The sequence below is a fragment of the Streptomyces sp. CRN 30 genome (genome assembly GCF_034105845.1).
In genome coordinates this window covers 13771-35255 of the sequence record NZ_JAVRHI010000017.1, presented here as the reverse complement: position 1 = coordinate 35255, position 21485 = coordinate 13771, and the positions used below count along the sequence as shown (strand labels likewise).

General features: G+C 73.1%; 15 protein-coding genes, 2 tRNA genes, 1 pseudogene and 1 riboswitch. Of the genes and pseudogenes, 7 read left to right on the top strand and 11 right to left on the bottom strand.

All coding sequences use genetic code 11. The features are described from left to right. The first annotated feature begins 38 nt into the window (after positions 1 to 38). Together UW392_RS02105 and UW392_RS02100 are read left to right on the top strand one after the other, a co-directional pair. Positions 39 to 2240 carry a DEAD/DEAH box helicase gene (locus UW392_RS02105; protein WP_320773089.1) on the top strand — a complete coding sequence of 734 codons (2202 nt, stop codon included), beginning with the start codon at positions 39 to 41 and terminating at the stop codon, positions 2238 to 2240. Positions 2241 to 2407: 167 nt separating this feature from the next. After that, a tRNA-Lys gene (locus tag UW392_RS02100) sits at positions 2408 to 2480 on the top strand. 74 nt (positions 2481 to 2554) lie between these two features. Here the strand turns inward: UW392_RS02100 and UW392_RS02095 are convergent. The 6 genes from UW392_RS02095 to UW392_RS02070 form a co-directional block, all read right to left on the bottom strand. After that, positions 2555 to 5245 (bottom strand): glycoside hydrolase family 3 protein, encoded by a 2691-nt coding sequence (locus UW392_RS02095; protein WP_320773088.1) that lies wholly within the window; start codon positions 5243 to 5245, stop codon positions 2555 to 2557. A 17-nt stretch (positions 5246 to 5262) separates the two neighbouring features. Then, the gene (locus UW392_RS02090; RefSeq protein WP_320773087.1) at positions 5263 to 6021 is read right to left on the bottom strand and encodes a PIG-L family deacetylase; all 759 of its coding nucleotides are present in this window, start codon (positions 6019 to 6021) and stop codon (positions 5263 to 5265) included. Positions 6022 to 6062: 41 nt separating this feature from the next. Further along, a complete protein-coding gene (locus UW392_RS02085) occupies positions 6063 to 7037 on the bottom strand; it encodes a glycosyltransferase (protein ID WP_320773086.1) in 975 nt (324 codons plus the stop codon). After that, positions 7034 to 8371, bottom strand: coding sequence for a sugar efflux transporter (locus UW392_RS02080; RefSeq protein ID WP_320773085.1), 1338 nt, complete (start codon positions 8369 to 8371; stop codon positions 7034 to 7036). The genes UW392_RS02085 and UW392_RS02080 overlap by 4 nt, the downstream gene beginning before the upstream one ends. Further along, positions 8368 to 9975: an FAD-dependent oxidoreductase gene (locus UW392_RS02075; RefSeq protein ID WP_320773084.1), complete on the bottom strand. Its 1608-nt coding sequence runs from the start codon at positions 9973 to 9975 to the stop codon at positions 8368 to 8370. Before UW392_RS02075 ends, UW392_RS02080 begins: the two co-directional genes overlap by 4 nt. A gap of 202 nt (positions 9976 to 10177) precedes the next feature. Next, the gene (locus tag UW392_RS02070; RefSeq protein ID WP_320773083.1) at positions 10178 to 11398 is read right to left on the bottom strand and encodes a radical SAM protein; all 1221 of its coding nucleotides are present in this window, start codon (positions 11396 to 11398) and stop codon (positions 10178 to 10180) included. Positions 11399 to 11823: 425 nt separating this feature from the next. On the opposite strand from UW392_RS02070, the gene UW392_RS02065 reads away from it, so the two are divergent. Continuing rightward, positions 11824 to 13281 carry a GH1 family beta-glucosidase gene (locus UW392_RS02065; protein ID WP_414495428.1) on the top strand — a complete coding sequence of 486 codons (1458 nt, stop codon included), beginning with the start codon at positions 11824 to 11826 and terminating at the stop codon, positions 13279 to 13281. A gap of 99 nt (positions 13282 to 13380) precedes the next feature. On the opposite strand, the gene UW392_RS02060 is transcribed toward UW392_RS02065, so the two are convergent. Continuing rightward, positions 13381 to 13454, bottom strand: a tRNA-Met gene (locus UW392_RS02060). Positions 13455 to 13503: 49 nt separating this feature from the next. Next, the gene (locus UW392_RS02055) at positions 13504 to 14646 is read right to left on the bottom strand and encodes a dihydrofolate reductase family protein (protein ID WP_320773082.1); all 1143 of its coding nucleotides are present in this window, start codon (positions 14644 to 14646) and stop codon (positions 13504 to 13506) included. 88 nt (positions 14647 to 14734) lie between these two features. On the opposite strand from UW392_RS02055, the gene UW392_RS02050 reads away from it, so the two are divergent. From UW392_RS02050 to UW392_RS02035, 4 genes and pseudogenes are all read left to right on the top strand, one after another. Continuing rightward, positions 14735 to 15253, top strand: coding sequence for a MarR family winged helix-turn-helix transcriptional regulator (locus UW392_RS02050; protein WP_320773081.1), 519 nt, complete (start codon positions 14735 to 14737; stop codon positions 15251 to 15253). A 143-nt stretch (positions 15254 to 15396) separates the two neighbouring features. Then, on the top strand, positions 15397 to 16083 hold the full coding sequence (locus UW392_RS02045) for a GTP cyclohydrolase II (protein ID WP_320773080.1): 687 nt from the start codon (positions 15397 to 15399) through the stop codon (positions 16081 to 16083). A 242-nt stretch (positions 16084 to 16325) separates the two neighbouring features. Next, a riboswitch (cyclic di-AMP (ydaO/yuaA leader) is annotated at positions 16326 to 16482 on the top strand. A gap of 11 nt (positions 16483 to 16493) precedes the next feature. Then, positions 16494 to 17543 carry a M23 family metallopeptidase gene (locus UW392_RS02040; protein WP_320773079.1) on the top strand — a complete coding sequence of 350 codons (1050 nt, stop codon included), beginning with the start codon at positions 16494 to 16496 and terminating at the stop codon, positions 17541 to 17543. A 99-nt stretch (positions 17544 to 17642) separates the two neighbouring features. Next, positions 17643 to 17786, top strand: a pseudogene (locus UW392_RS02035) (aldo/keto reductase); the annotation flags it as partial. A gap of 118 nt (positions 17787 to 17904) precedes the next feature. Here the strand turns inward: UW392_RS02035 and UW392_RS02030 are convergent. The 3 genes from UW392_RS02030 to lhgO form a co-directional block, all read right to left on the bottom strand. Continuing rightward, the gene (locus UW392_RS02030) at positions 17905 to 19317 is read right to left on the bottom strand and encodes a PrsW family intramembrane metalloprotease (protein ID WP_320773078.1); all 1413 of its coding nucleotides are present in this window, start codon (positions 19315 to 19317) and stop codon (positions 17905 to 17907) included. Positions 19318 to 19327: 10 nt separating this feature from the next. Beyond that, positions 19328 to 20146, bottom strand: a complete 819-nt coding sequence (trmB, locus tag UW392_RS02025) for a tRNA (guanosine(46)-N7)-methyltransferase TrmB (protein WP_320773077.1) — start codon at positions 20144 to 20146, stop codon at positions 19328 to 19330. Positions 20147 to 20233: 87 nt separating this feature from the next. Continuing rightward, positions 20234 to 21457: an L-2-hydroxyglutarate oxidase gene (lhgO, locus tag UW392_RS02020; RefSeq protein WP_320773076.1), complete on the bottom strand. Its 1224-nt coding sequence runs from the start codon at positions 21455 to 21457 to the stop codon at positions 20234 to 20236. Positions 21458 to 21485 lie beyond the last annotated feature (28 nt).

The window sequence follows — 21485 nt, the reverse complement described above, 5'->3', positions numbered from 1 at the left end:
GGGCGCGTGCCGAGAACTCCGGAAGGTTCGCATTTCGCATGTCCACAACCAGTACTGAGCACATCGTCCTGCCCGAGAGCGGGGACGACACGGACACCACCGCCGCCGAGGCTCCCGAGGTCACGTTCGCCGACCTGGGCCTGCCCGAGGGCGTCGTCCGCAAGCTCGCGCAGAACGGCGTGACCGCCCCGTTCCCGATCCAGGCCGCGACCATCCCGGACGCGCTGGCGGGCAAGGACATCCTGGGCCGCGGCCGCACCGGCTCCGGCAAGACCCTCTCCTTCGGTCTGCCGACGCTGGCCACGCTGGCCGGCGGCCACACCGAGAAGAAGAAGCCCCGCGCGATCATCCTCACGCCGACCCGTGAGCTCGCGATGCAGGTCGCGGACGCCCTCCAGCCGTACGGCGACGTCGTCGGACTGAAGATGAAGGTCGTCTGCGGCGGCACGTCCATGGGCAACCAGATCTACGCCCTCGAGCGCGGCGTCGACATCCTGGTCGCGACCCCCGGCCGACTCCGCGACATCATCAACCGCGGTGCCTGCTCGCTGGAGAACGTCCAGGTCGCCGTCCTCGACGAGGCCGACCAGATGTCCGACCTGGGCTTCCTGCCCGAGGTCACCGAGCTGCTCGACCAGGTCCCGGCCGGCGGCCAGCGGATGCTCTTCTCCGCGACCATGGAGAACGAGATCTCCACGCTGGTCAAGCGCTACCTGGTGGACCCGGTCTCGCACGAGGTCGACGCCGCCCAGGGCGCGGTGACGACCATGTCGCACCACATCCTCATCGTGAAGCCCAAGGACAAGGCGCCGGTCACCGCCGCGATCGCCTCCCGCAAGGGCCGCACCATCATCTTCGTCCGCACCCAGCTGGGCGCCGACCGCGTCGCCGAGCAACTGCGGGACGCCGGGGTGAAGTCCGACGCCCTGCACGGCGGCATGACGCAGGGGGCCCGTACGCGGACCCTGGCCGACTTCAAGGACGGGTACGTCAACGTCCTCGTCGCCACCGACGTCGCGGCGCGCGGCATCCACGTGGACGGCATCGACCTCGTCCTGAACGTGGACCCGGCCGGCGACCACAAGGACTACCTGCACCGCGCCGGCCGTACGGCTCGCGCGGGCCGTACGGGCTCCGTGGTGTCCCTGTCCCTGCCGCACCAGCGCCGCCAGATCTTCCGGCTGATGGAGGACGCGGGCGTCGACGCCTCGCGCCACATCATCCAGGGCGGTGCCGCGTTCGACCCCGAGGTCGCCGAGATCACCGGTGCCCGGTCGATGACCGAGGTCCAGGCCGAGTCCGCGGGCAACGCCGCCCAGCAGGCCGAGCGCGAGGTCGCCCAGCTCAGCAAGGAGCTGGAGCGGGCTACGCGCCGTGCGGCCGAGCTGCGTGACGAGGCCGACCGGCTGGTCGCGCGGGTCGCCCGGGAGCGGGGCGAGGACCCGGCCGGGGCACTGGCGCAGGCGCGCGGCGAGACCGCCGACAACGCTGCGGGCACCGGCGACACCGAGCAGGACGCCGTGGTCTCCCTGCCCGAGCAGACCACCCCCCAGCTGGTGGAGCGCGCCGAGCGCACGGAGGAGGCGCCGTCCTCCTCGTCGTACGAGCGGCCCTCGTACGAGCGCCGGGAGCGGCGTGACGACCGCGGTGACCGTGGCGGTTTCAACCGGGACCGTGACCGTGGCGGCTTCAACCGCGACCGCGACCGTGACCGCGGCTTCCGTCGTGACGAGCGGGGCGACCGGAACGACCGCGGCGACCGCGGCGACCGCGGCGGCTTCAACCGGGACCGTGACCGCGACCGTGGCTTCGACCGCGGTGGCCGTTCCTTCGACCGCCGGGACGACCGCGGCGGTGACCGTGGCGGTTTCAACCGCGACCGTGACCGGGACCGCGGTGGCTTCCGTCGGGACGACCGCCGTGACGACCGTGGCGGCCGTTCGTTCGAACGCCGTGACGGTGAGCGCAGTGGCTTCCGCCGGGACAACGACCGTGGCTTCGACCGCGGTGGCCGTTCCTTCGACCGCCGTGACGACCGTGGTGGCCACCGGGGCAGCGACCGCCCGTACAACCGCGACCGTCAGGGCGACCGCCCCTCGGGCGGCGGCTTCCGCTCCGGCGGCCACGACCGTCCGTACGGCCGCCGTGACGACCACCGTGGCTCCGGCTCGGGCTCCGGCTCGGGCTCCGGCTCCTTCGGCCGCCGCGACGACAAGCCCCGCTGGAAGCGCAACGGCTGACCCGGCCTGACCCAGCACACCCCCGGCGATCCGATCGCCGGGGGTGTGGCTTTCTCCCGTTCTGTTCCGCTACGGAACCTTTCGCGGGCGCCCGGTTCGGCCGGGTCACCGATACCCGATCGGACTCCCGGCATCGTCCGGCTATGCTCGGGGAGGCAACATCACGAGGGCCCTTAGCTCAATTGGCAGAGCAGTGGACTTTTAATCCATTGGTTGTGGGTTCGAGTCCCACAGGGCCTACGGGGAGCGAGACGGAAGCCCCCTGGTCGGACAGTGTCCGAGCAGGGGGCTTCCGACGTTCCCGGCGTGAGTCGTCAGGGGACGCGCCAGCCGACGTCGGCGATCTCCAGCAGCGCCGTGCCCTCGGTGTAGAGCATGAACGGCACGTCCACGTGGCGCAGGTCCATGCCGACCGCGGCCAGGCTCGCGAGCGGCACGGAGACCGTGGTCCACTCGCCCTCCGGTGCCTCGCGCAGCACCGGAGCCAGGTCCACGCCGGGCTGGGCCGGGTAGTCGTCGTGACAGGCCAGGTACAGGGCGGCCGTGGGCCGTTCGAGCACCCGCGCGCGGAACCGCACGTGGGCCCCGGTCTCCAGGTGGCCGCGCAGGTCGGCCGGTGTGCCGGTGGGCGACTCGGCGTAGACGAAGGCCGGGTAGCCGGTGAAGCGCAGCCGCAGCGCGGTGCCCTCCCCCTGGTCCGCGCCGGGGCCGGGCACCGGGTCGGCGTGCACGATGAGGCACCGGGTCGGCCCGGTCAGCGAGACGTCCTCGCGCGACCAGGTGTTGTGGCCGCCGACCCGCAGCCGGTACGGGGTGCCCGCCGCGTCGAGGACCCGGAGCGGGCCGTCGGCCGGGGGCGGCGGCGGGGCCGGCCGGAAGACGTCCGGCGGCAGGGGGCCGGCGGCCGGGGCCGGATCGTGCAGGGAGAGCCCGTGGCCCACCGGGAACAGCGGGGTGTACCCGTCCTCCGGTGCGGTCTCCTCGGCGGGTACGCGGTAGCCGGGCAGGTGGGGCGGGATCCGGTTGACGGCGGCGGAGTCCCGGGTGCGCGGCCAGGAGGACGGCAGCCGGCCCTGGAAGTCGTGTGTGGGCGCGCCGTCCGGGGCGGCGAAGAGGACGTCGGTGACGCCGGACGCGTACGGGCCGGGCAGCCAGGCGGCGACGAAGGCGTGCGAGAGGTTGATCTCCTCCGTGCAGTACAGGGGCCTGCCGGTGAAGAAGACGGAGACGGCGGGCAGGCCGGCGGTCCGCAGCCGGCGCAGCACCTCCACGTCACGCGCGTAGGACGACTTCAGCTCGGCGTAGGCGAGGGAGCGCCACGGCTTGAGGGTGCCGCGCATCTCGGCGTACGAGTCCTCGCCGAGGGCGACCACGGCCACGTCGAACTGGGTGGGGTCGGCGTGCACCAGCGCCGGGTCGACGGTGCACCGTTCGCTGCCGACGACCGAGCGGACCGCGTCCGCCAGGGTGCTGCCGTCCGGCAGGTCGGCGCGGTCCACGTCGTCGCCCTGCCAGGTCAGGGTCCAGCCGCCGCACTGCTTGCTCAGGTCGTCGGCGGCGCTGCCGGTGACCAGCACGCGCGCGGTGCGGGACAGGGGCAGCAGGCCGGGGGTGTTCTTCAGCAGGACCAGGGACTTGCGGGCGGCCTCCCGGGACAGCTCCCGGTGCTCGGCGCAGCCGACGACCGGGGACTGCGCGCGGGTGAGGGTACGGTCGCGGGGGCGGGGCTTGTCCCACAGGCCGGCGCGCATCTTCACGCGCAGCACGCGGGAGACGGCGTCGTCGACGCGCGCCAGGGGGATCACCCCGTCGCGCACGTACCGGACGGTCGTCCGGTGCACGCTCTGCCAGGCCTCGCGGCCGGCCACCATCAGTACGTCGAGTCCGGCGTTGATGGCGTACCCGGCGTCCCCGGCGGAGCAGCCGGCGACCTCGGCGTGCGCGTCCCAGTCGCTGATGACGATGCCGTCGAAGCCGAGGGCGTCCTTGAGCACGTCGGTCAGCAGGTACCTGCTGCCGTGGACCTTGTCGTTGTAGGGCTCGGCGCGGCCGGGGGTGTGGTCGTAGTTGGCGGGGTTCGACCAGCTGCTGAAGGAGACCATCACGCTCTGCGCGCCGGCCGTGATGCCGGCCAGGAAGCCCTGGGCGTGGATGTCGCGGAGGACCTCCTCGGAGCAGTGGGCGGTGCCGCGGTCGCCGCCGTTCGCGGTGCCGCCGTCGGCGATCCAGTGCTTGAGGGTGGCGAGCACCTTGCCGTCGGTGCGCAGGGCGGCGACGTCGCCCTGGAGGCCCTCGACCATGGCCCGGCCGTACGCGTGCACGAGGGCGGGGTCCTCGCCGTAGCCCTCGTAGTAGCGGCCCCAGCGGCGGTCGCGCGGGGTGGTGACCGTGGGGGCGAAGATCCAGTCCATGCCGGTGGCGGCGACCTCGCGGGCGGTGGCCTCGCCGATGCGCCGTACGAGGTCCGGGTCGCCGGCCGCGCCGAGGCCGATGTTGTGCGGGAAGACGGTGGCACCGTGCACGTTGTTGTGCCCGTGGACGGCGTCGGTGGCCCACATGAAGGGGACGCGGACGGGGCGGCCTCGCCAGTGCTCCTCGGCCGCCGCCCAGAAGCCGTCGACGGCGTCCACCCAGTCCTGGACGGTGGCGTGGCGCCTGCCGCCGGGCCAGATGCCGGCGCCGTTGAGGGCGGAGCCGATGCCGTACTCGCGCACGTCCTCGGGCGTCAGTTCGGCCAGCTCGGGCTGGATCATCTGGCCGACCTTCTCCTCCAGCGTGAGCTGCGCGAGGATCTCGGCCACGCGGCGCTCCACCGCCGGATCGGGCGGGATCGCCGAGGTCAGGCGCGGCCATCGGGCCAGCGGCTCGAGTGCGGGCAGGGCGGTGGCGGGCGGGGCGGTGGTCGCGGGCGCCGCGGTGGCGTCCGCCGTGGGTGCCACCGCGGTGCTGTCCGCCGAGGGTGTCGCGGTGTCGCCTGCCGAGGGCGCCCCGGGGCCTCCTGTCACGGTCGTCACGGTCGTCGTCACTTCCCTTCCCGGGTGCGGGCGCCGGGGGCGCCGCCCGGCTCGGTGATCCAGAACTCCTCGGTGTGCGCCGCGTACACGCGCTCCTGGAACGGCAGCGGTACGACGGGCCGGGTCTGCCCCGGGGCGTACAGCTCGACCTGGGTGCGGTGCTCGCGGAACGCGGCGTGCTTGTGCGGCGTGTACGCGCTGATGTCGAAGGACGCGAGCCGCTCGGCGCCCGTGCCCGGGCCGTCCGCCGGGTTGCGGTTGACGAAGCCGAACTCCTCCTCGGTGCGCTCGTCCCACACCACGTACCGGTACACGTCCGGGGCGAGCCCCAGTTCGGCCAGGCAGGTCACCACCGTCTCGCCGGTCAGCCGGTGGTCGGCGTTGAGCTCCCTGACCTCGTGCGGGACGTACACCTGGGTGACGTCCCGGTGCTCGCGCAGGACCTCCAGCACGTCCCGGCGGAACTCCGGCAGGTGGTCCGCGAGCCGGGTGTCGGGGTAGTCGAGGAACCGCACGGCCTCCTCCCGCAGCCCCATCGCCTTGGCCGCCATGAAGGCCTCCTCGCGGCGGATCACGCGCAACTCGTCGGGGGTGGGCTCGGTGTGGATGTCCAGCACGGCCGCGTGGGACATCGCGCCGTCGGTGGCGAACACCACGCCCACCCGGGCGCCCTCGGCGGCGAGCCGGGCGATGGTGCCGCCGCAGGCGATCACCTCGTCGTCGGGGTGCGGGGAGAACACCAGCACCCGGGGCATGTCACGTCGCACTTCACGGTCCTTCCAGATCCACGTGCCGAGCAGCGGAGGGGTCACCGGTCGCCTCTCGCGACCGTGGGTGGCGCGGCCCGCTCGGCGTCCATCAGGTCGATGGGGCGGACCACCGTGCCGAACCGCTCGGTCGGCTCGCCGTCGGCCAGGCCGCGCGAGCGCAGGACGTCCTCGATCTCGTGGAAGTGGGTGTCCGGCACGAGGTGGGCGACCGGGGTGTCGAACTTGTCCGCGAAGTACCGGTAGTTGAGGGCGGCCGAACGCATGTTGTCCTCGTAGCTCTTCGGGTGCGGCACGTGCAGCGCGGCCGCGTCGCGGCGCAGGACGAAGCGCGCACCGGCCGTGCGCAGCCGGTAGCCGAGGTCGACGTCCTCGGCGCCCCAGGAGCGGTACGCCTCGTCGAAGCCGCCGGCCCCGCGCAGCAGCGCGGTGGAGGCCGACGCGTTGCAGGTCCACCACATGAGCCAGGGCGCCGTCAGCGCGTCCAGGTCCTCGCCGTAGCGCTCGTAGTAGTCCTCGCGGATGTCCGGCCAGCGGCCCGCGGCCGTGAACTCGGCGAAGGAGGCGTCCGGGTCGGCGAGGTCGAGGGAGTCGAGGATCTCCTGGCCGTCCTCGTTGCCCTCGTTGAAGCAGAGCACGTAACCGACGACCGCCGTGGGCGCGGACGTCTCCCGGTGCGCCGCCAGGTGCGCCGCGAGCGCCCCGGAGTGCAGGATCACGCCGGAGTCCACGAAGACACAGACGTCGGCACGGGCGTGCCCGATGCCGACGTTGCGGGCCCGCGCGACGCGGTAGCCCTCGTCCTCCTGGAAGAAGAAGCGCACGTCGAGCCGGTCACGGTAACCGGTGACGAGCTTCTCGGTGTCGTCGGTGGAGCCGTCGTCCGAGACCACCACCTCGAAGCGGTCGCCGTCCGGGAGCTGCTGGCGGCACAGGGAGTCCAGGGTGTGCCGGAGCAGTCCGGTGCGGTTGTAGGTGGGTACGACGACCGTACAGGCGGGCGGCGGCGTGGTCACGCGGCGCTCCCTTCGCGGGGCTCGGCGGAGTCGGTGGGATCCGCGGGGTCGGAGAGGTGGTCGATGGGGGTGGGGGCGGAGGGGCGCAGGCACAGCACCAGCACTCCGGCCAGCGCGGTGAGGCCGGCGCACACCCAGAAGACCTGGGTGTAGCCCGTCCAGGTGGCGACCGTGCCGACGACGAGGCCGCCCAGGAACATGCCGGCCTTGAAGGCGCTGGAGTACAGGGCCGACGCGGTGCCTGCCCGGCCGGGCAGGCTGTCCTGGAGCATCACGACGGGGATGTTCAGGGCGACCGCGGCCCAGGCGGCGTTGAGGGGCTGGAGGGCGAGCAGCGCCGGGCGGCCCTCCGCGAACGGCAGGAGGGAGAAGAACAGGGTGGCGCAGACGGCGGCGGCGATCATCAGCCGCCGCTTGCCGAGGCGGTCCGCCCAGACGCCCGCCAGCACCAGCAGCGGGATCTCCACCGCCGCGCTCACCCCGAGCAGCAGGCCGGCGAACTGGGCGCTCATGCCCAGCTCCTCGGTGACGTGGAGGGGCAGGTTGATCTGGTACATCGCGTTGGCGCCGAGCAGCAGGACCACGGACCCGAGCACGAGCATCGTGTGCAGCCCGACCCCGGCGAACATCCCGCGCAGCCCGGGCGGCGGCTCCTCGTCCGCCGGTGTCCCGGACGGGTCCGCCCCCGTGTCCTTGGCCGCCGGCCCGCCGGGCTGTGGCAGCCCCCACCGGCACAGCACCGCCGCGAGCAGGGAGAGGCCGGCCGTCACGGCGTACAGCACGGTGAACGACCACTCGGCGATGATCCAGAAGGCGAGCGGCGGGCCCACCACCCAGGCCGCCGAGGTGACCGAGCGCAGGAAGCCGTTGAAGAACGGGGCGTCCACGCCCCGCGCGTCCGCCAGGTCCCGGGTGTAGGCGAACAGCTGGCCGAAGCAGGCGCCGCCGAGACCGAAGCAGATCATGCCGGTCACGAGCAGCGCGTAGTAGTCGCGCAGGAACGTGTAGCACAGGGCGCCGGACGCGTTCAGCAGCGCGGTCAGCACCAGGATCGTACGGCGGTCGCGCAGCCGGTCGGAGACCGCGCCCACCACCACGTCGGTGCCGATCTCCGCGATCGACCGGGCGGCGAAGAACAGGCCGACCATCAGGGGCGTGGCGGCGACCGCCTGGGTGAGGAAGAGGCTGGTGGTGGGCACCACGAACGCGCCGGCCACCCCGATCGCCCCGCTGACGGCGATCAGGTTGCGCACCGCGGGATCGGTGACCAGGCGCCACCGGCCGCCCGCCGCCCGTTCCTCCGCCCCGGTCCCGGTGCCGGTCCGGACCTTCACGCGGCCTCCCCCTCCGCGGCACCGGCGGCACCGGCATGACCGGCGGGGCCGGTGGCGGACGTCTCGCGCTGCCGGTACGGCAGCCAGGGCGCGAGCTCCCGCCCGGCGGGCACCCGCTCGGCCGCCGCCAGGTCGGACGCGTCGATCTCCCCGGCGGCCAGCAGCCGCTGCCGGGTGCCGGCCGGCAGCGCGGCCAGGACGCGGTGCCGTACGCCGTCCAGGTCCAGCCGCCCGTCGTGCACGGCGGGCACCGGCCGGGCCCGCCCCGGGCGCAGGTTGGCGGGGTCGACCTGGCTGGAGACGACGGTCCAGTAGGCCCGGAAGTGCACGGCCGGGTCGGGCAGCGTGCCGCTGAGCAGCCCGTAACGGACCGTCTCCAGCCAGCAGTCGAGGTAGCGCCGGTCGTGCAGCGCGGACATGTGGCGCGCGCACCACTCGGCGCGCTCGGCGGGTCCGGGCAGCGCCGTCTTGCCGCCGAGCACGCTCAGCACCCAGCCGGCGATCGCCTCGAAGTACGGGCAGGCGGTGCCGAACGCCTCGGTGTCCACCGGGGTGTTGACGACGGCCAGGGTCGGGTCGTGGCGCCAGAAGTGGTGCTCGTAGAGGTCCTCGCGCGCCAGTTCCCCGGGTAGCTCGATGAAGCCGTAGTCCGGTGGCTCGTAGCCGAGGCACAGCACCACGGTGTCGTACCGGCCGGTGGTCCCGTCCGCGAGGACCACCTGCCCGTCGTCGGCGAACCGGTCGAAGGCCGCCACCGGGTGCACCCCTCCGTCGTGCACCGCGGGGACGATCTTCTCGTTGACGTGCACGGCCCCGTGGAAGCCGGCCTCGGGCAGCAGTCCGGTGGCCCGGTACCCGCGCATGTAGTCGGGGATCCACTCGGTCAGCCAGTCCAGGTACTCGGCGTACGGCACGTCCTCGACGGCGACGCGGCCCGCGTACGAGAACAGGGCGTCGTTGTAGGCGCCGCCGATGTCCCGCGGCAGGAACAGCTGCCTGCGGCGCACGGACCAGTCCACCCGGGCGGCGTGCGGCGCCAGGTCGGCGGCGATGTCGGCGCCGCTCACCCCGCCGCCCACGACCAGGACCCGCTGCCCGGCGAAGCCGGACGGCCCGCGGTACTCGGGGGCGGTGAGCACCCGTACGCCGGTCCCGGGCGCCGGGAGGCCGCCGGCCGGCAGCCGGGACCGCCACAGCTCGCCGTTGGCGACCAGGACGGCGTCGACACGCTCGGTCGCCTCCGCGCCCCCCTGCCGCCGGGCGGTCACCGACCAGCCCTCGCCGTCCTTCGCGACCCGGACGACCTCGTGGCCGAAACGCACCGCGTCGAGCAGGCCGGGCTCCGCGGCGTACGAGCGCAGGTACGCCTGTACCTCGTCCTGCGTGGGGAAGTCGGCGGTGAAGGCGGGCGGGTGGTCCGAGAACGGCATGCTCATGCGCGAGCTCTGCATCCGGACGCCCGCGTAGGCGCCGCCGGACGCGGGGTTCCAGATGCCGCCGATGTCCTCGTGCTTCTCGAAGCAGACGACGTCATGGCCGTCGGCGAGGGCCTGCTTGACGCAGGTGAGGCCCGCGGGACCGGCTCCGATCACGGCTAAGCGCATGTGGGCTCCTGGCACTGTTGCTTGGGTTCGGGGGTTCGGGGGTTCGGGGGTGTGTGTGGTGAGAGTGGCGTGAGTGGGTGACGCGCGCGGGGGTCGGACACCGGGCGGGGACCGGGCCGGTGCCGGGCGACGCGGCGAAGAGGCGCGCGGTGGCGCGGGCGCACCGGAGCGCCGGGCGCGGGCTCCGGGCGCGTGCCGTCGGTCAGATGAAGGGGTCGAAGTCCTCGAGCAGCTCGACCGGTACGGGACGCCCCGGGAGCAGCGCGATCTCCTGGTTGGTGGCGTGCCGGGCGCACACGAAGCGGCAGTCCTCGCGGGGGTCGATCACCGTGGTGTCGGCCGCCGCCCACATGTCGGCGAAGCTCATGTCCGCGATGTCGCCGATCCGCCCCTTGGGGTTGCCCCGGTGGTAGGGGCAGACGAAGACGCCGGTGGGCGTGACGGTGGTGCGCAGTTCGGTGACCGCGCAGGAACGGTACTCCTTGGGCTGCACGGGGTCGGAACCACGGCGCACCGCCTGCCAGTTGGAGGAGTGCAGTACGTGGAAGGAGTCGTCCTCCAGCTCCCGCAGCCGGGCGATCTGCTCCTCCACCGCCTCGATGTCCTCGGCCCGCTGGTTGACCGTGTAGTGGTCCTCGTCCAGCATCGCCTTGACCTCGAAGTAGTCACAGCCGATCTCCCGGGCGAGCAGGCCGGCCCGGTACACCTCGTCGTAGTTGGAGTCGGTGACCCCGCCGTCGTCGTCGAAGCGCTGCATGAGCAGGAACGAGTAGCCGAGCCGGCCCTGCTTGCGGGAGGCGAGCAGCCGCATGTTCTCGATGACCTGGGGGAAGGCGCTGCGCTTGCCCCGGCTGGGGCGGAAGGCCTGGAAGGTGTCCGCGCTCCCGGCGTCCACCGAGACCCGTACCCAGGACAGCATCGCGGCGAGCTGGTCGATGTGGCGGTGGATCTGGGTGCCGTTGGTGACCAGGCCGAGCTGGATGCCCGCCCCGTGGAGCACCTCGATGATCCGGCCGATGGCGCGGTGGAGCAACGGTTCCCCGCCGCCGATGAGGATCACCGCGCGGACCTCCGAACCGGCCAGCTCGTGGGCGAGCCGGACGATGCGGTCCTTGTCTATCTGGCCGTGGTGCAGCACCTGGGAGCTGATGCACTCCGGGCAGGCGAGGTCGCACACGGTCGTCGGGTCGAGGTCGACGACGAGCGGCGAGGACAGCCGCTTGCCGCCGGCGACGTCCAGGGCGGAGGGGTACACGGAGCGCTGGTAGAGCTTGCCGACCAGGTCGAGGTTGCGCTCGACGAACGGGGTGCCGAGGGTGGTCCCGGGCTGCGCGAGCGGCTGGGCGGAGGGCTGGGCCACGGGCTCTGCGACGAGCTGGGCGACGGGTTGGGCGTCAGGCTGTGCGGAGGTGCGGTCAGGCATACGTGCGGTCACTTTCCGGTTCGACGAACGAGGGTCGGACGGACGGCGCAGGAACAGCCGTGGCAGCGCGACGGAAGCGCGGGACCGCGAGGGCGGCCGCGCAGCGCAGGAGCGAGGAAGGAGTCCGCGGAGGCGGGCGCGCGGGCGCCGGGCCGGAGCGGAGGAGCGCGAAGAAGGAAGGAGAGGAGAAGAGAGGGGAGGAGCGTCGAGTGGTGAATGGGAGCGCTCCCAAGAAGGTGACCGAATGGTGAAGGTGTGTCAACCGGCCATCGGGAACTCGCCTCGGCCGTCGGCCTGTTGGCTGAAATTCGCACTACTTGACACGGTGGAGGGGAGGGGCAAGCCTTTGGGAGCGCTCCCACCCGCAGGTGCAGTGGCGGGCGGGGGCGTTCTACGTCACTCACGTCCCCAGGAGGGTGGAGCGGATGACCGCTGCGAGCACCGAACCCGTGGCAGGCGAGCCGGTGGCCGGCGAACCCATGACCGGTGAGTCCCTGCTCGGCGAGGCCGTGAACGGGCTGCCCGCCGACTTCGTCTGGGGCGCGGCCACGTCCGCCTACCAGATCGAGGGGGCCGCCGCGGAGGACGGCCGCGCCCCGTCCGTATGGGACACCTTCAGCCATACGCCGGGCGCGGTGGCCGGCGGCGACCACGGCGACGTGGCCTGCGACCACTACCACCGGATGCCCGAGGACGTCGGGCTGCTCGCGGGTCTCGGCCTGGACGCCTACCGCTTCTCCGTCTCCTGGCCGCGCGTCCAGCCGGGCGGCAAGGGGCCGGTCAACGCGCGCGGCCTCGCCTTCTACGACCGGCTGGTCGACGAGCTGCTGGACAAGGGCATCACCCCCTGGGCCACCCTCTACCACTGGGACCTGCCCCAGGAGCTGGAGGACGCGGGCGGCTGGCCGGTCCGGGACACCGCGTACCGCTTCGCGGAGTACGCCGGGATCGTGGCCGACGCCCTGGGCGACCGGGTGACCGACTGGATCACGCTCAACGAGCCGTACTGCTCGGCGATGCTCGGCTACTACCAGGGGGTCCACGCCCCGGGCCGCACGAGCTTCCCCGACTTCACGAAGGCGGCGCACCACCTGCTGCTCGGCCACGGGCTGGCCGCCCGGCAGGTGCGGGAGCGGGCGGCACGGCCGCCCCGGGTCGGCATCACCTTCAACCCCGTGGTCGCACAGCCCGCCTCGGACGCGCCCGAGGACGTCGAGGCCGCCCGCCGGGCCGACGCGGTGGGCACGCGCATCTACCTCGACCCGGTGGTGCACGGCCGCTACCCGGAGGACCTGCTCGCCGACCTCGCGCCGTACGACGCCCTGCCGCCGGTCGAGGACGGTGACCTGGAGACCATCGCGCAGCCGCTGGACTTCCTCGGCGTGAACTACTACTTCCGCAACGTCGTGAAGCCCTCGGACGAGCCGCACGGCTACCGGTCGGTGCAGCAGACGGACCGCCCCTCGACCGCGATGCCGTGGGAGATCTACCCGGAGGGCATGACCAGCCTGCTCACCCGCCTCACCCGGGAGTACGGCGACCTGCCGCTGTACATCACGGAGAACGGCGCCGCCTTCGACGACACGGCCTCCCCCGTGGACGCGTCGGGGCGGATCCAGGACGCGGACCGCATCGCCTTCCTCGCCGACCACCTCGCGGCCGTCGGCAGGGCCCGCGCGGCGGGCGCGGACGTCCGGGGCTACTTCTGCTGGTCGCTGCTGGACAACTTCGAGTGGGCGTACGGCTATGCCAAGCGCTTCGGTCTCGTCCACGTGGACTACGCCACGCAACGGCGCACGCCGAAGGCGAGCGCCCTGTGGCTGCGCGACGCGGCGAGGGCGTGCCGGGCGGGCGACGGGGGCGCCCCGGTCCCGGTGGAGTAGGTGAACCACCGGGGGAGACGCCTGGGACAAACCGGGGGAGACGCCTGGGACAACACCAAGGGCCGGAATCCTTGTCGGATTCCGGCCCTTGGCCTTCAGTAGCGGGGACAGGATTTGAACCTGCGACCTCTGGGTTATGAGCCCAGCGAGCTACCGAGCTGCTCCACCCCGCGTCGGTGAAACCAGTGTACGTCATCGACGGGGTGGCGAGCACATCGGTCCTCAGGGGGCGAGCAGGTGACGGTTCGGCGCGGTCGCCCGGCCCTCGAACTCCGGGAGGACGAGCACGTCGGCGCCCGCCGCGGCGAGCAGCCCGTTGCCGTCGGCGTCCACCACGAACGTGCCGGGCTCGCGCCAGGCGGTGACCACCCGGCGTACCCCGGCGTCCAGGATCAGCCGGGCGCAGGGCGACGGGCGGGAGGCCCGGCGGGCGCAGGGCTCCAGGCTGCTGTAGACCGTGGCGCCGGCCAGGCGCGGATCGGCGGGGTCCAGCTTCGCCAGGGCGGCCTCCTCGGCGTGGACCACGGGGTCGCCGCCCTCCCGGGAGTGGCCGCGGGCCAGCTCCGTACCGTCGGCGGCGACGACCACCGCGCCCACGCTGAACGCGGTCCGCGAGGGCGGGCAGTCGGCCGCCAGTTCGCACGCGAGCGCCAGCCACTGCCGGTCGGCGGCGGACGCCGACGTGCCGGTGCCGGGCACCGTGGGGGCGTACCGCAGGAGCACGACGTCACCGATCGGCCGGGTCTCCAGCAACCGGAGCCGGCTGCGCGGGCCGCCGGGGTACGGTCCGGTGCCGAACATCCGGGGGGCGTCCGGCTCGCCGACGAGGAGGGGGGCCACGACGAGCTGGAGTTCGTCGGCGAGGCCCTGCCCGAGCAGCTGGGTGTGGATGCGCCCGCCGCCCTCCACCATGAGGCGCCGGACGCCGCGTGCGGTGCCGAGGTGGTCGAGGACGGCGCGCCACTCCAGGTCGGGGCCGACGGGGACCACGTCGGCCGGCAGTCCGAGGCCGCGCAGCCGCTCGGCGCCCCGGTCGGTCGTGTAGACCGCCTTCTCGCCGCCGGTGTGCCAGAACCGCGCCGCCGGGTCGAGGTTCCCGGCCGCGGTGACGGTGACCTTCAGCGGGTACTCCGGGAGGCCGGCGGCGACCCGGGCCGCGCGCCGGTCGGGCGAGTTGACCAGGAGGCGGGGGTTGTCGGCGCGCAGGGTGCCCGCGCCGACGAGGATGGCGTCGCTCGCCGCCCGCACCTCGTCGACCCGGTCGAAGTCGGCCGCGTTCGAGAGCAGCAGCCGTTCGGGTCCGGTGTCGTCGAGGAAGCCGTCGAGGGAGACGGCCGCGGACAGCAGGACGTGGGGGTGGGGCATGGGCGTACTCCTGTGGTCATCCCGCTCGTGCGGATGCGACGCTGCCGGAACGCTGGTTCAACTTTTAAGCAATTACTACACTGTCCGCATGACGACCCGCTGGCTCACCGCCGAGGAACAGCGTGCCTGGCGCGCGTACGTCGCCGCCTCGCTGCTCCTGGAGGACGCGCTCGACCGGCAGCTCCAGCGGGAGGCCGGCCTGCCGCACCTGTACTACACCGTCCTGGCCTTCCTCTCCGAGGCACCGGAGCGGCGGCTGCGGATGACCGATCTCGCCGAGGCGCTGAAGATCACGCGCAGCAGGCTCACGTACGCGGTGACGCGCCTGGAGAGGGACGGGGCGGTACGGCGCGAGGAGTGCCCCTCGGACCGGCGGGGCAGTGTCGCGGTGCTCACGGACGAGGGGCAGGCGCTGCTGGAGCGAGCGGCGCCGGGGCACGTCGACACCGTGCGCCGGGCGGTCTTCGACCACCTCACGGCGGAGCAGGTGGAACAGCTGGAGCGGATCTGCCTGAGTGTGGCGGAGGCCGTCCAGGGCGACGGACCGCGGGCCGTGCGGCCGCCCGACGAACTGCCGTGGCGCAGGAGGTCCTGCCCTTCCGCGTGACGGGGTGCGCCTGCCGTGGCTCACTCCGGACGGTCGCCGGTCGGTCACCCGAACTGGTTGCTTGAACTTTAAAGCAGAGCTAGAGTCCTGTGCGCCGCCGTGCTTCAAAAGTGAAGCAAGGACCCGCTGCAACGGAGACCCGCATGACCGACCTCCCCGTCGCCACCCCGCGCGCCCGCGTCCGGGTGCCGCTGCGCTTCCACGACGGCTACTCCGTCGACGCCGAACTGGTCACCTTCCACGGACTGGCCGACGGCCAGGAGCACGTGGCCGTCGTCCTCGGCGAGCTCGCGCCCGGCGCGACGCCGCTGGTCCGGCTGCACTCCGAGTGCCTGACCGGGGACGTCTTCGGCTCGGCGCGCTGCGACTGCGGCCCGCAGCTGCGGGAGGCGGTGGAGCGGATCGCCGACCGCGGCGGAGTGCTCCTCTACCTCCGTCAGGAGGGCCGGGGCATCGGTCTCTACAACAAGCTCGACGCGTATGCGCTCCAGGACGAGGGCCTCGACACCTACGCCGCCAACGCGGCCCTCGGCCTGCCCGAGGACGGCCGGGACTACACCGCCGCCGCCCAGATGCTGCGGGCGCTCGGCCTCGACGGGCTCGACCTGCTCTCCAACAACCCCGACAAGGCGCGGCAGCTGCGCGACCTGGGGGTCGAGGTCCGTGACCGCGTCGCCACGGGCGTCTTCACGACCGACCACAACGTCCGGTACCTGCGGGCGAAGGTCCTCCAGACCCAGCACACCCTGCCGCTGGCGGAGTTGACGATGCCGGCGATGCCGACGTCGTCGCCGGCGCTGACCGGCCTGACGGAACGCACGGCGGGCTGACCGGGCCGCGAGGCCGTCACCAAGCGTGTCCGGGCGACTCCCGCCGCATAACAACTGACGCACCATCAGAAACTTGGATGTTTCCCGGCCGGAGGCAACTCGCCCGATTTCCGCATGCCATGACCCTTTGGTCCGGCGCGAAAGTCGCAACGATCACATGGAACTGCTTGGAATACGGCCTGCGCGTCTATTAACGTTCGATAACGCAGCGCGGTAGTCCCAGCCGTCACAAGAGACGGCTCCGTGCGCACGCGCCGAATCCCGCAAGGGAACCGGGGAACCACCAATTGGGGTGAATCGTGCGGATATCGCCGTGGAGACACGGCCGGTATACGCGCGTAGGAGACCTTCCTGTTCCGAACCCGTCAGCTAACCCGGTAGGCGAGAAGGAAGGAAAGGAGTACGCCTACGTGGCGTCCAACCGGCCTGCGACCGAAACTCCGGTCGACCCCTTCATGCCGAGCCAGAAGAACGGCGACACTTTCGGCTACGGCACCTACAACGGTGAGAACGAGGGTCCCTGGCAGGAGTGGAACCCCACGGCGGACTCCGTCCGTCCCGTGCGCGGCCGGCACCGCGTGGCCAAGCAGCGCGGCGGTGGACTCGCCCGCAGCTCCACCGTTCTCGGCGTCGGCGTCATAGCCGCGGTCGGCGCGGGCGGCATGGCCACCGCGCAGACCGGCAAGCCCCCGGTGTCCATATCGATGCCCGACCTGCCGAACGTCGGATCGGTGTTCGCCGCCGACACCGACGAGGAGCCCCAGGGCTCCGCCACCGCGCTCAGCACCGCCGGCCTCACCGTCGCCGACGGCGAGCAGGGCACCTCGGACGCCGGCGAGGTGCTGCGCGCCCGCATCATGCAGCAGGCCGAGTCGCAGCAGGACCAGGTCGACGCCGCCGCCGCGGCCGCCGCCGAGGAGAAGGCCGCGCTGGAGGCCGCCGAGCGCGCCGCCGAGGAGCGGAAGGCCGCCGAGGAGAAGGCCGCCGCCGAGAAGAAGAAGGCGGAGGAGGAGGCCGCGAAGAAGGCCGAGGCCGAGCGCCTCGCGAAGCTCGCCCGGCAGTTCGTGCTCCCGACCTCCTCGTACACCATCACCTCGACCTTCGGTCAGGCCGGCGCCTACTGGTCCTCCGGCTACCACACCGGCATCGACTTCGCCGCGCCCACGGGCACCCTGCTCAAGGCGGTCCACAGCGGCACGATCACGCAGGCGGGCTACGACGGCTCGTACGGCTACAAGACCGTGCTCACCCTCGACGACGGCACCGAGATCTGGTACGCCCACCAGTCCTCGATCAGCGTCAGCGTCGGCCAGAAGGTCGCGACCGGCGACGTCATCGGCCGCGTGGGCGCCACGGGCAACGTCACCGGCGCCCACCTGCACATGGAGGTCCACCCCGGCGGCAGCGGCTCGGGCATCGACCCGATGGCGTGGCTGCAGAGCAAGGGCCTCAACCCCTGACGTCACCCCTGGCGTAGCTCCTGCGGGCTGCTCACTGTTCACGATTCTTCGGCCGGACGTACGCAATGCGTACGTCCGGCTCGGACGTTGAAGTGAAGCATGACTTCTCTTCGCAAGCTCGGCTCGTCCGACCTCGAGGTGTTCCCGCTCGCCCTCGGCGGCAACGTCTTCGGCTGGACCGCCGACGAGGCACGGTCCTTCGCCGTGCTCGACGCCTACACGGCCGCCGGCGGCAACGCCGTGGGCGATCTGACGCTCACCGACGAGGAGCTCGCCCGGCTCACGGAGGCGTCCGAGGCACGCTGACGGCGCCGGTGCGGCAGGGGCCGTGTCCCGCGAGCGGCGGCTGTCCGCGTGACGTCTACGACCGGTAGGGGTTGTGGTCGTGCGCGGAGTGCGTGCTGTACGCGGGATACGGCTCGGGCCCGGAGTGGGGCGCGACCGGGCCGGGCTGGTGCACCGGTGCGTAGCCGTAGCCGTACCCGTACCCGTGGCCATGGGTGTGCGCGTACGCCGGCCAGGCCGCCGCGGGGCCCGGTGCCACGGCCCGCGCCGCGTAGCCGAACGCCGGCCGCGCGATCTCCCGGCGCCGCCACAGCTCGAAGAGCAGTTCCCGTTCCCGTACGACGAAGTCGGCGCCCGCCCGGCCCCGGCGCCCACGGCGCCGCAGGAGGGCGAGCGAGGTCGCGTACGTCTCGTACTCGGTGACCGCGCGGGCCGCCGCCGGGCCCCCGTGGTGCCCGGCGTGGTCGCGGGCCAGCCGCCGTGCCCGCAGGCTGCCGAGGGCGTACGGCTCGGCCGGCGTGAGCCAGCCGGCGGCCACGTAGGCGGGCAGTTCCTCGCGCACGGTCCGCAGCTCCCGCTGCCGCGCCCAGATGACCAGCCAGGTCAGCAGTCCGAACGCGGGCATCATGAAGGCCGTGTACACCGCGATGAAGCCGAACTGGCCGAAGGTCGTCGAGCCGTTCCACAGGGCGTGCAGGCCCATCGCCAGCAGCAGTCCGGTGAGCGGGAGGAGGACGCGGCGGACGCGCTGCCGGTCCGCGGCGAGCGCCGCCATGCCGAAGCCGATGCCCGTGAGCACCGTGAACAGCGGATGCGCGAAGGGCGACATGATCACGCGGACGAAGAAGGTCGCGGCCGTGACGGAGGCGATGCCGTCCACGCCGCTGAGCCGGTCGGTCCCGAAGGCCGTGCCGAGGTAGAGGATGTTCTCGGTGAAGGCGAAGCCGGTCGCGGTGACCCCGGCCGTGACCGCCCCGTCCACGATCCCGGTGAAGTTCCGGCGGCGGAAGAGGAAGACCAGCAGTATCGCGGCCGCCTTCGCCAGCTCCTCCACGACGGGCGCTATGACGGTGGCGCCGAGGACGTCCGCGCCGGACGGGTCCGCGGTGGTCGTCGCTATCCAGTGGACCGCGAAACTGTTCGTGACGATGGCTATCAGCGCGGCCGCGCACGCGCCCCAGGCGAAGGCGAAGAGCAGGTTCCGCCAGGGTCCGGGCGCGACCCGGTCCAGCCAGCGGAACGCGGTGATCAGCAGGGGGACGGGCAGCACCGCGAGGGCCAGCCCGACCAGGAAGCCCTCGGTGCCGGTCTGCTCGCGGACCAGGGCGAGGATGACCAGGCCGGAGAGCGCGAGCAGGGCGATCAGCGCGCCGTACCGCACTCCCTTGCGCTGCCACCAGCGCGCGGGGCCCCGCAGGAGGCGCGGGCGCCCTGCGGGGGCGGTGGGACCGCCGGGGTCGTCCGTCGGGTACGGGGGGAAGGTGGCCACGGCATCGACCCTAACGAGGGAGGGGCTCCTTGTGCTGTACGCGCCGGAAGAGCAGGTCGTTCACCACATGACCCTTGTCCAGTCCCTGGCCCTCGAAACGGGTCAGCGGCCGGAACGCGGGGCGTGGCGCGTACCCGCCACCGGGCTGCGTGTTCTCGAAGTCCGGGTGCGCCGTGAGGACCTCGAGCATCTGTTCGGCGTACGGTTCCCAGTCGGTCGCGCAGTGCAGGAGCGCCCCCGGCCCGAGCCGGGTCGCGGCGAGTGTGAGGAACTCGGGCTGGATCAGCCGCCGCTTGTGGTGCCGCTTCTTCGGCCAGGGATCGGGGAAGTACACGCGGAGCCCGTCGAGCGCGTCGGGCGTGAGCATCTCGCGCAGCAGGATGATCGCGTCACCGTTGGCGACCCGGATGTTGGCCAGCCCGTCCCGGTCGGCGAGGTTCAGCAGATTGCCCTGGCCGGGGGTGTGCACGTCGACGGCGAGGATGTTGGTGTCCGGGTCGGCGGCGCCCATGCGCGCGGTCGCCTCACCCATCCCGAAGCCGATCTCGAGCACCACGGGACGTGTGTTCCCGAACAGCTCGGCCAGGTCGAGCTTCCGGCTGCCGTCGACGTCCAGCCCCCACCGGGGCCACAACCGCTGCAGGGCGTCCGCCTGGCCCGCCGTGACCCGGCTGCGGCGCGGCTGGAAACTCCGGATCCGCCGCTCGAAGTGGGACCCGGCCGGATCCGCCTGCGGACCGTCGGGGAACCGGGGCTCGCCCTTGGCACGGGGGTGCCGCGGGACGGGCGCGGAGTCGGGGACATCGGGGGTGCGGGCGGAGTCAGACACAATGAGGTCGATTTTACGGGCGTGCGGGCGAGGCCGCTCCGCCGCTCGCTCGAGGACACCACGGCGGCGACCGGTGAGCGCGGGCTCTCAGCTTCCGCGCAACGCGGCCAGTGCCCTGCGGCCCACCTCCCGGCCGACCGGCAGCGCGGCGGTGGCCGCGGGGGACGGCGCGTTCAGTACGTGCACGGTCCGCGGGCCCTCCCGGATCAGGAAGTCGTCCACCAGGGTGCCGTCCCGCAGCACCGCCTGGGCCCGTACCCCGGCCGCCGCGGGCCCGAGGTCGTCCTCGGTCACCGCGGGCAGCAGGCGCCGTACCGCGCGCGTGAACGCGGCCCTGGACACCGACCGCCGCAGCTCGCCCGCCCCGTACCGCCAGTGCCGCCGGGCCATCCGCCACGAGCCGGGCCAGGCCAGCGTGGTGCCCAGCTCCCGCGGCCGTACGACGCCGCGGTCGTACCCCTCGCGGGCGAGCGCCGGCACCGCGTTGGGCCCGAGGTGGACGTCGCCGTCGACGCCCCGGGTCAGGTGTACGCCGAGGAAGGGGAACGCGGGGTCGGGCACCGGATAGACCAGCCCGCGCACCAGCTCCGGCCGCCGCAGCGTGTAGTACTCGCCCCGGAACGGCACGATCCGCATGCCGGGCTCGTCCCCGGCCAGCCGGGCGACCTCGTCGCAGTGCAGCCCGGCGCAGTTCACCAGCACGCGCGCGCGGAGGACCGTGCCGTCGCCCGTGCGGACGGCGGCCCCGAGCGCCGGGCGCCGGTCGATCGCGACGGCCTCCGCGCCGAAGCGGACCTCCGCCCCGGACGCGTCCGCGAGCTGCCGGGCGACGCCCGCGAAGTCGCAGACGCCCGTGGTGCCGACGTGGATCGCGGCGAGGCCCCGCACCTGCGGCTCGTACGCGGCGATCTGGGACGCGCCCAGTTCCCGTACCGGTATGCCGTTCTCCCGGCCGCGCTGGACCAGGGCGTGCAGCCGGGGCAGCTCGGAGCGGTCGGTCGCGACGATCAGCTTGCCGGTGACGGCGTGGGCGATGCCGTACTCCGCGCAGAACTTGACCGTCTCGGTGGCGCCCCGCACCGCGAACCGTGCCTTGAGGGAGCCCGGACGGTAGTAGATCCCGCTGTGGATCACTCCGCTGTTCCGCCCCGTCTGGTGCCGGGCCGGGCCCCGCTCCTTCTCCAGCACCGTCACGCGCGTGCCCGGTGCGGCCCGGGTGATCGCGTACGCGGTCGACAGGCCGACGATCCCCCCGCCGATCACCAGCACGTCGCAGTCGTACGCGCCGGAGTACGCACTCCGCTGCGGCACTCGCTCCACCTCCCGGCCTTCGATAGTG

Bases quoted from the DNA above. Each gene is read 5' to 3' on its own strand.
- UW392_RS02105 (WP_320773089.1), top strand. From the start codon at position 39: ATGTCCACAACCAGTACTGAGCACATCGTCCTGCCCGAGAGCGGGGAC.
- UW392_RS02075 (WP_320773084.1), bottom strand. From the start codon at position 9,975: ATGCGCTTAGCCGTGATCGGAGCCGGTCCCGCGGGCCTCACCTGCGTC.
- UW392_RS02070 (WP_320773083.1), bottom strand. From the start codon at position 11,398: ATGCCTGACCGCACCTCCGCACAGCCTGACGCCCAACCCGTCGCCCAG.
- UW392_RS02065 (WP_414495428.1), top strand. From the start codon at position 11,824: ATGACCGCTGCGAGCACCGAACCCGTGGCAGGCGAGCCGGTGGCCGGC.
- UW392_RS02055 (WP_320773082.1), bottom strand. From the start codon at position 14,646: ATGCCCCACCCCCACGTCCTGCTGTCCGCGGCCGTCTCCCTCGACGGC.
- UW392_RS02050 (WP_320773081.1), top strand. From the start codon at position 14,735: ATGACGACCCGCTGGCTCACCGCCGAGGAACAGCGTGCCTGGCGCGCG.
- UW392_RS02045 (WP_320773080.1), top strand. From the start codon at position 15,397: ATGACCGACCTCCCCGTCGCCACCCCGCGCGCCCGCGTCCGGGTGCCG.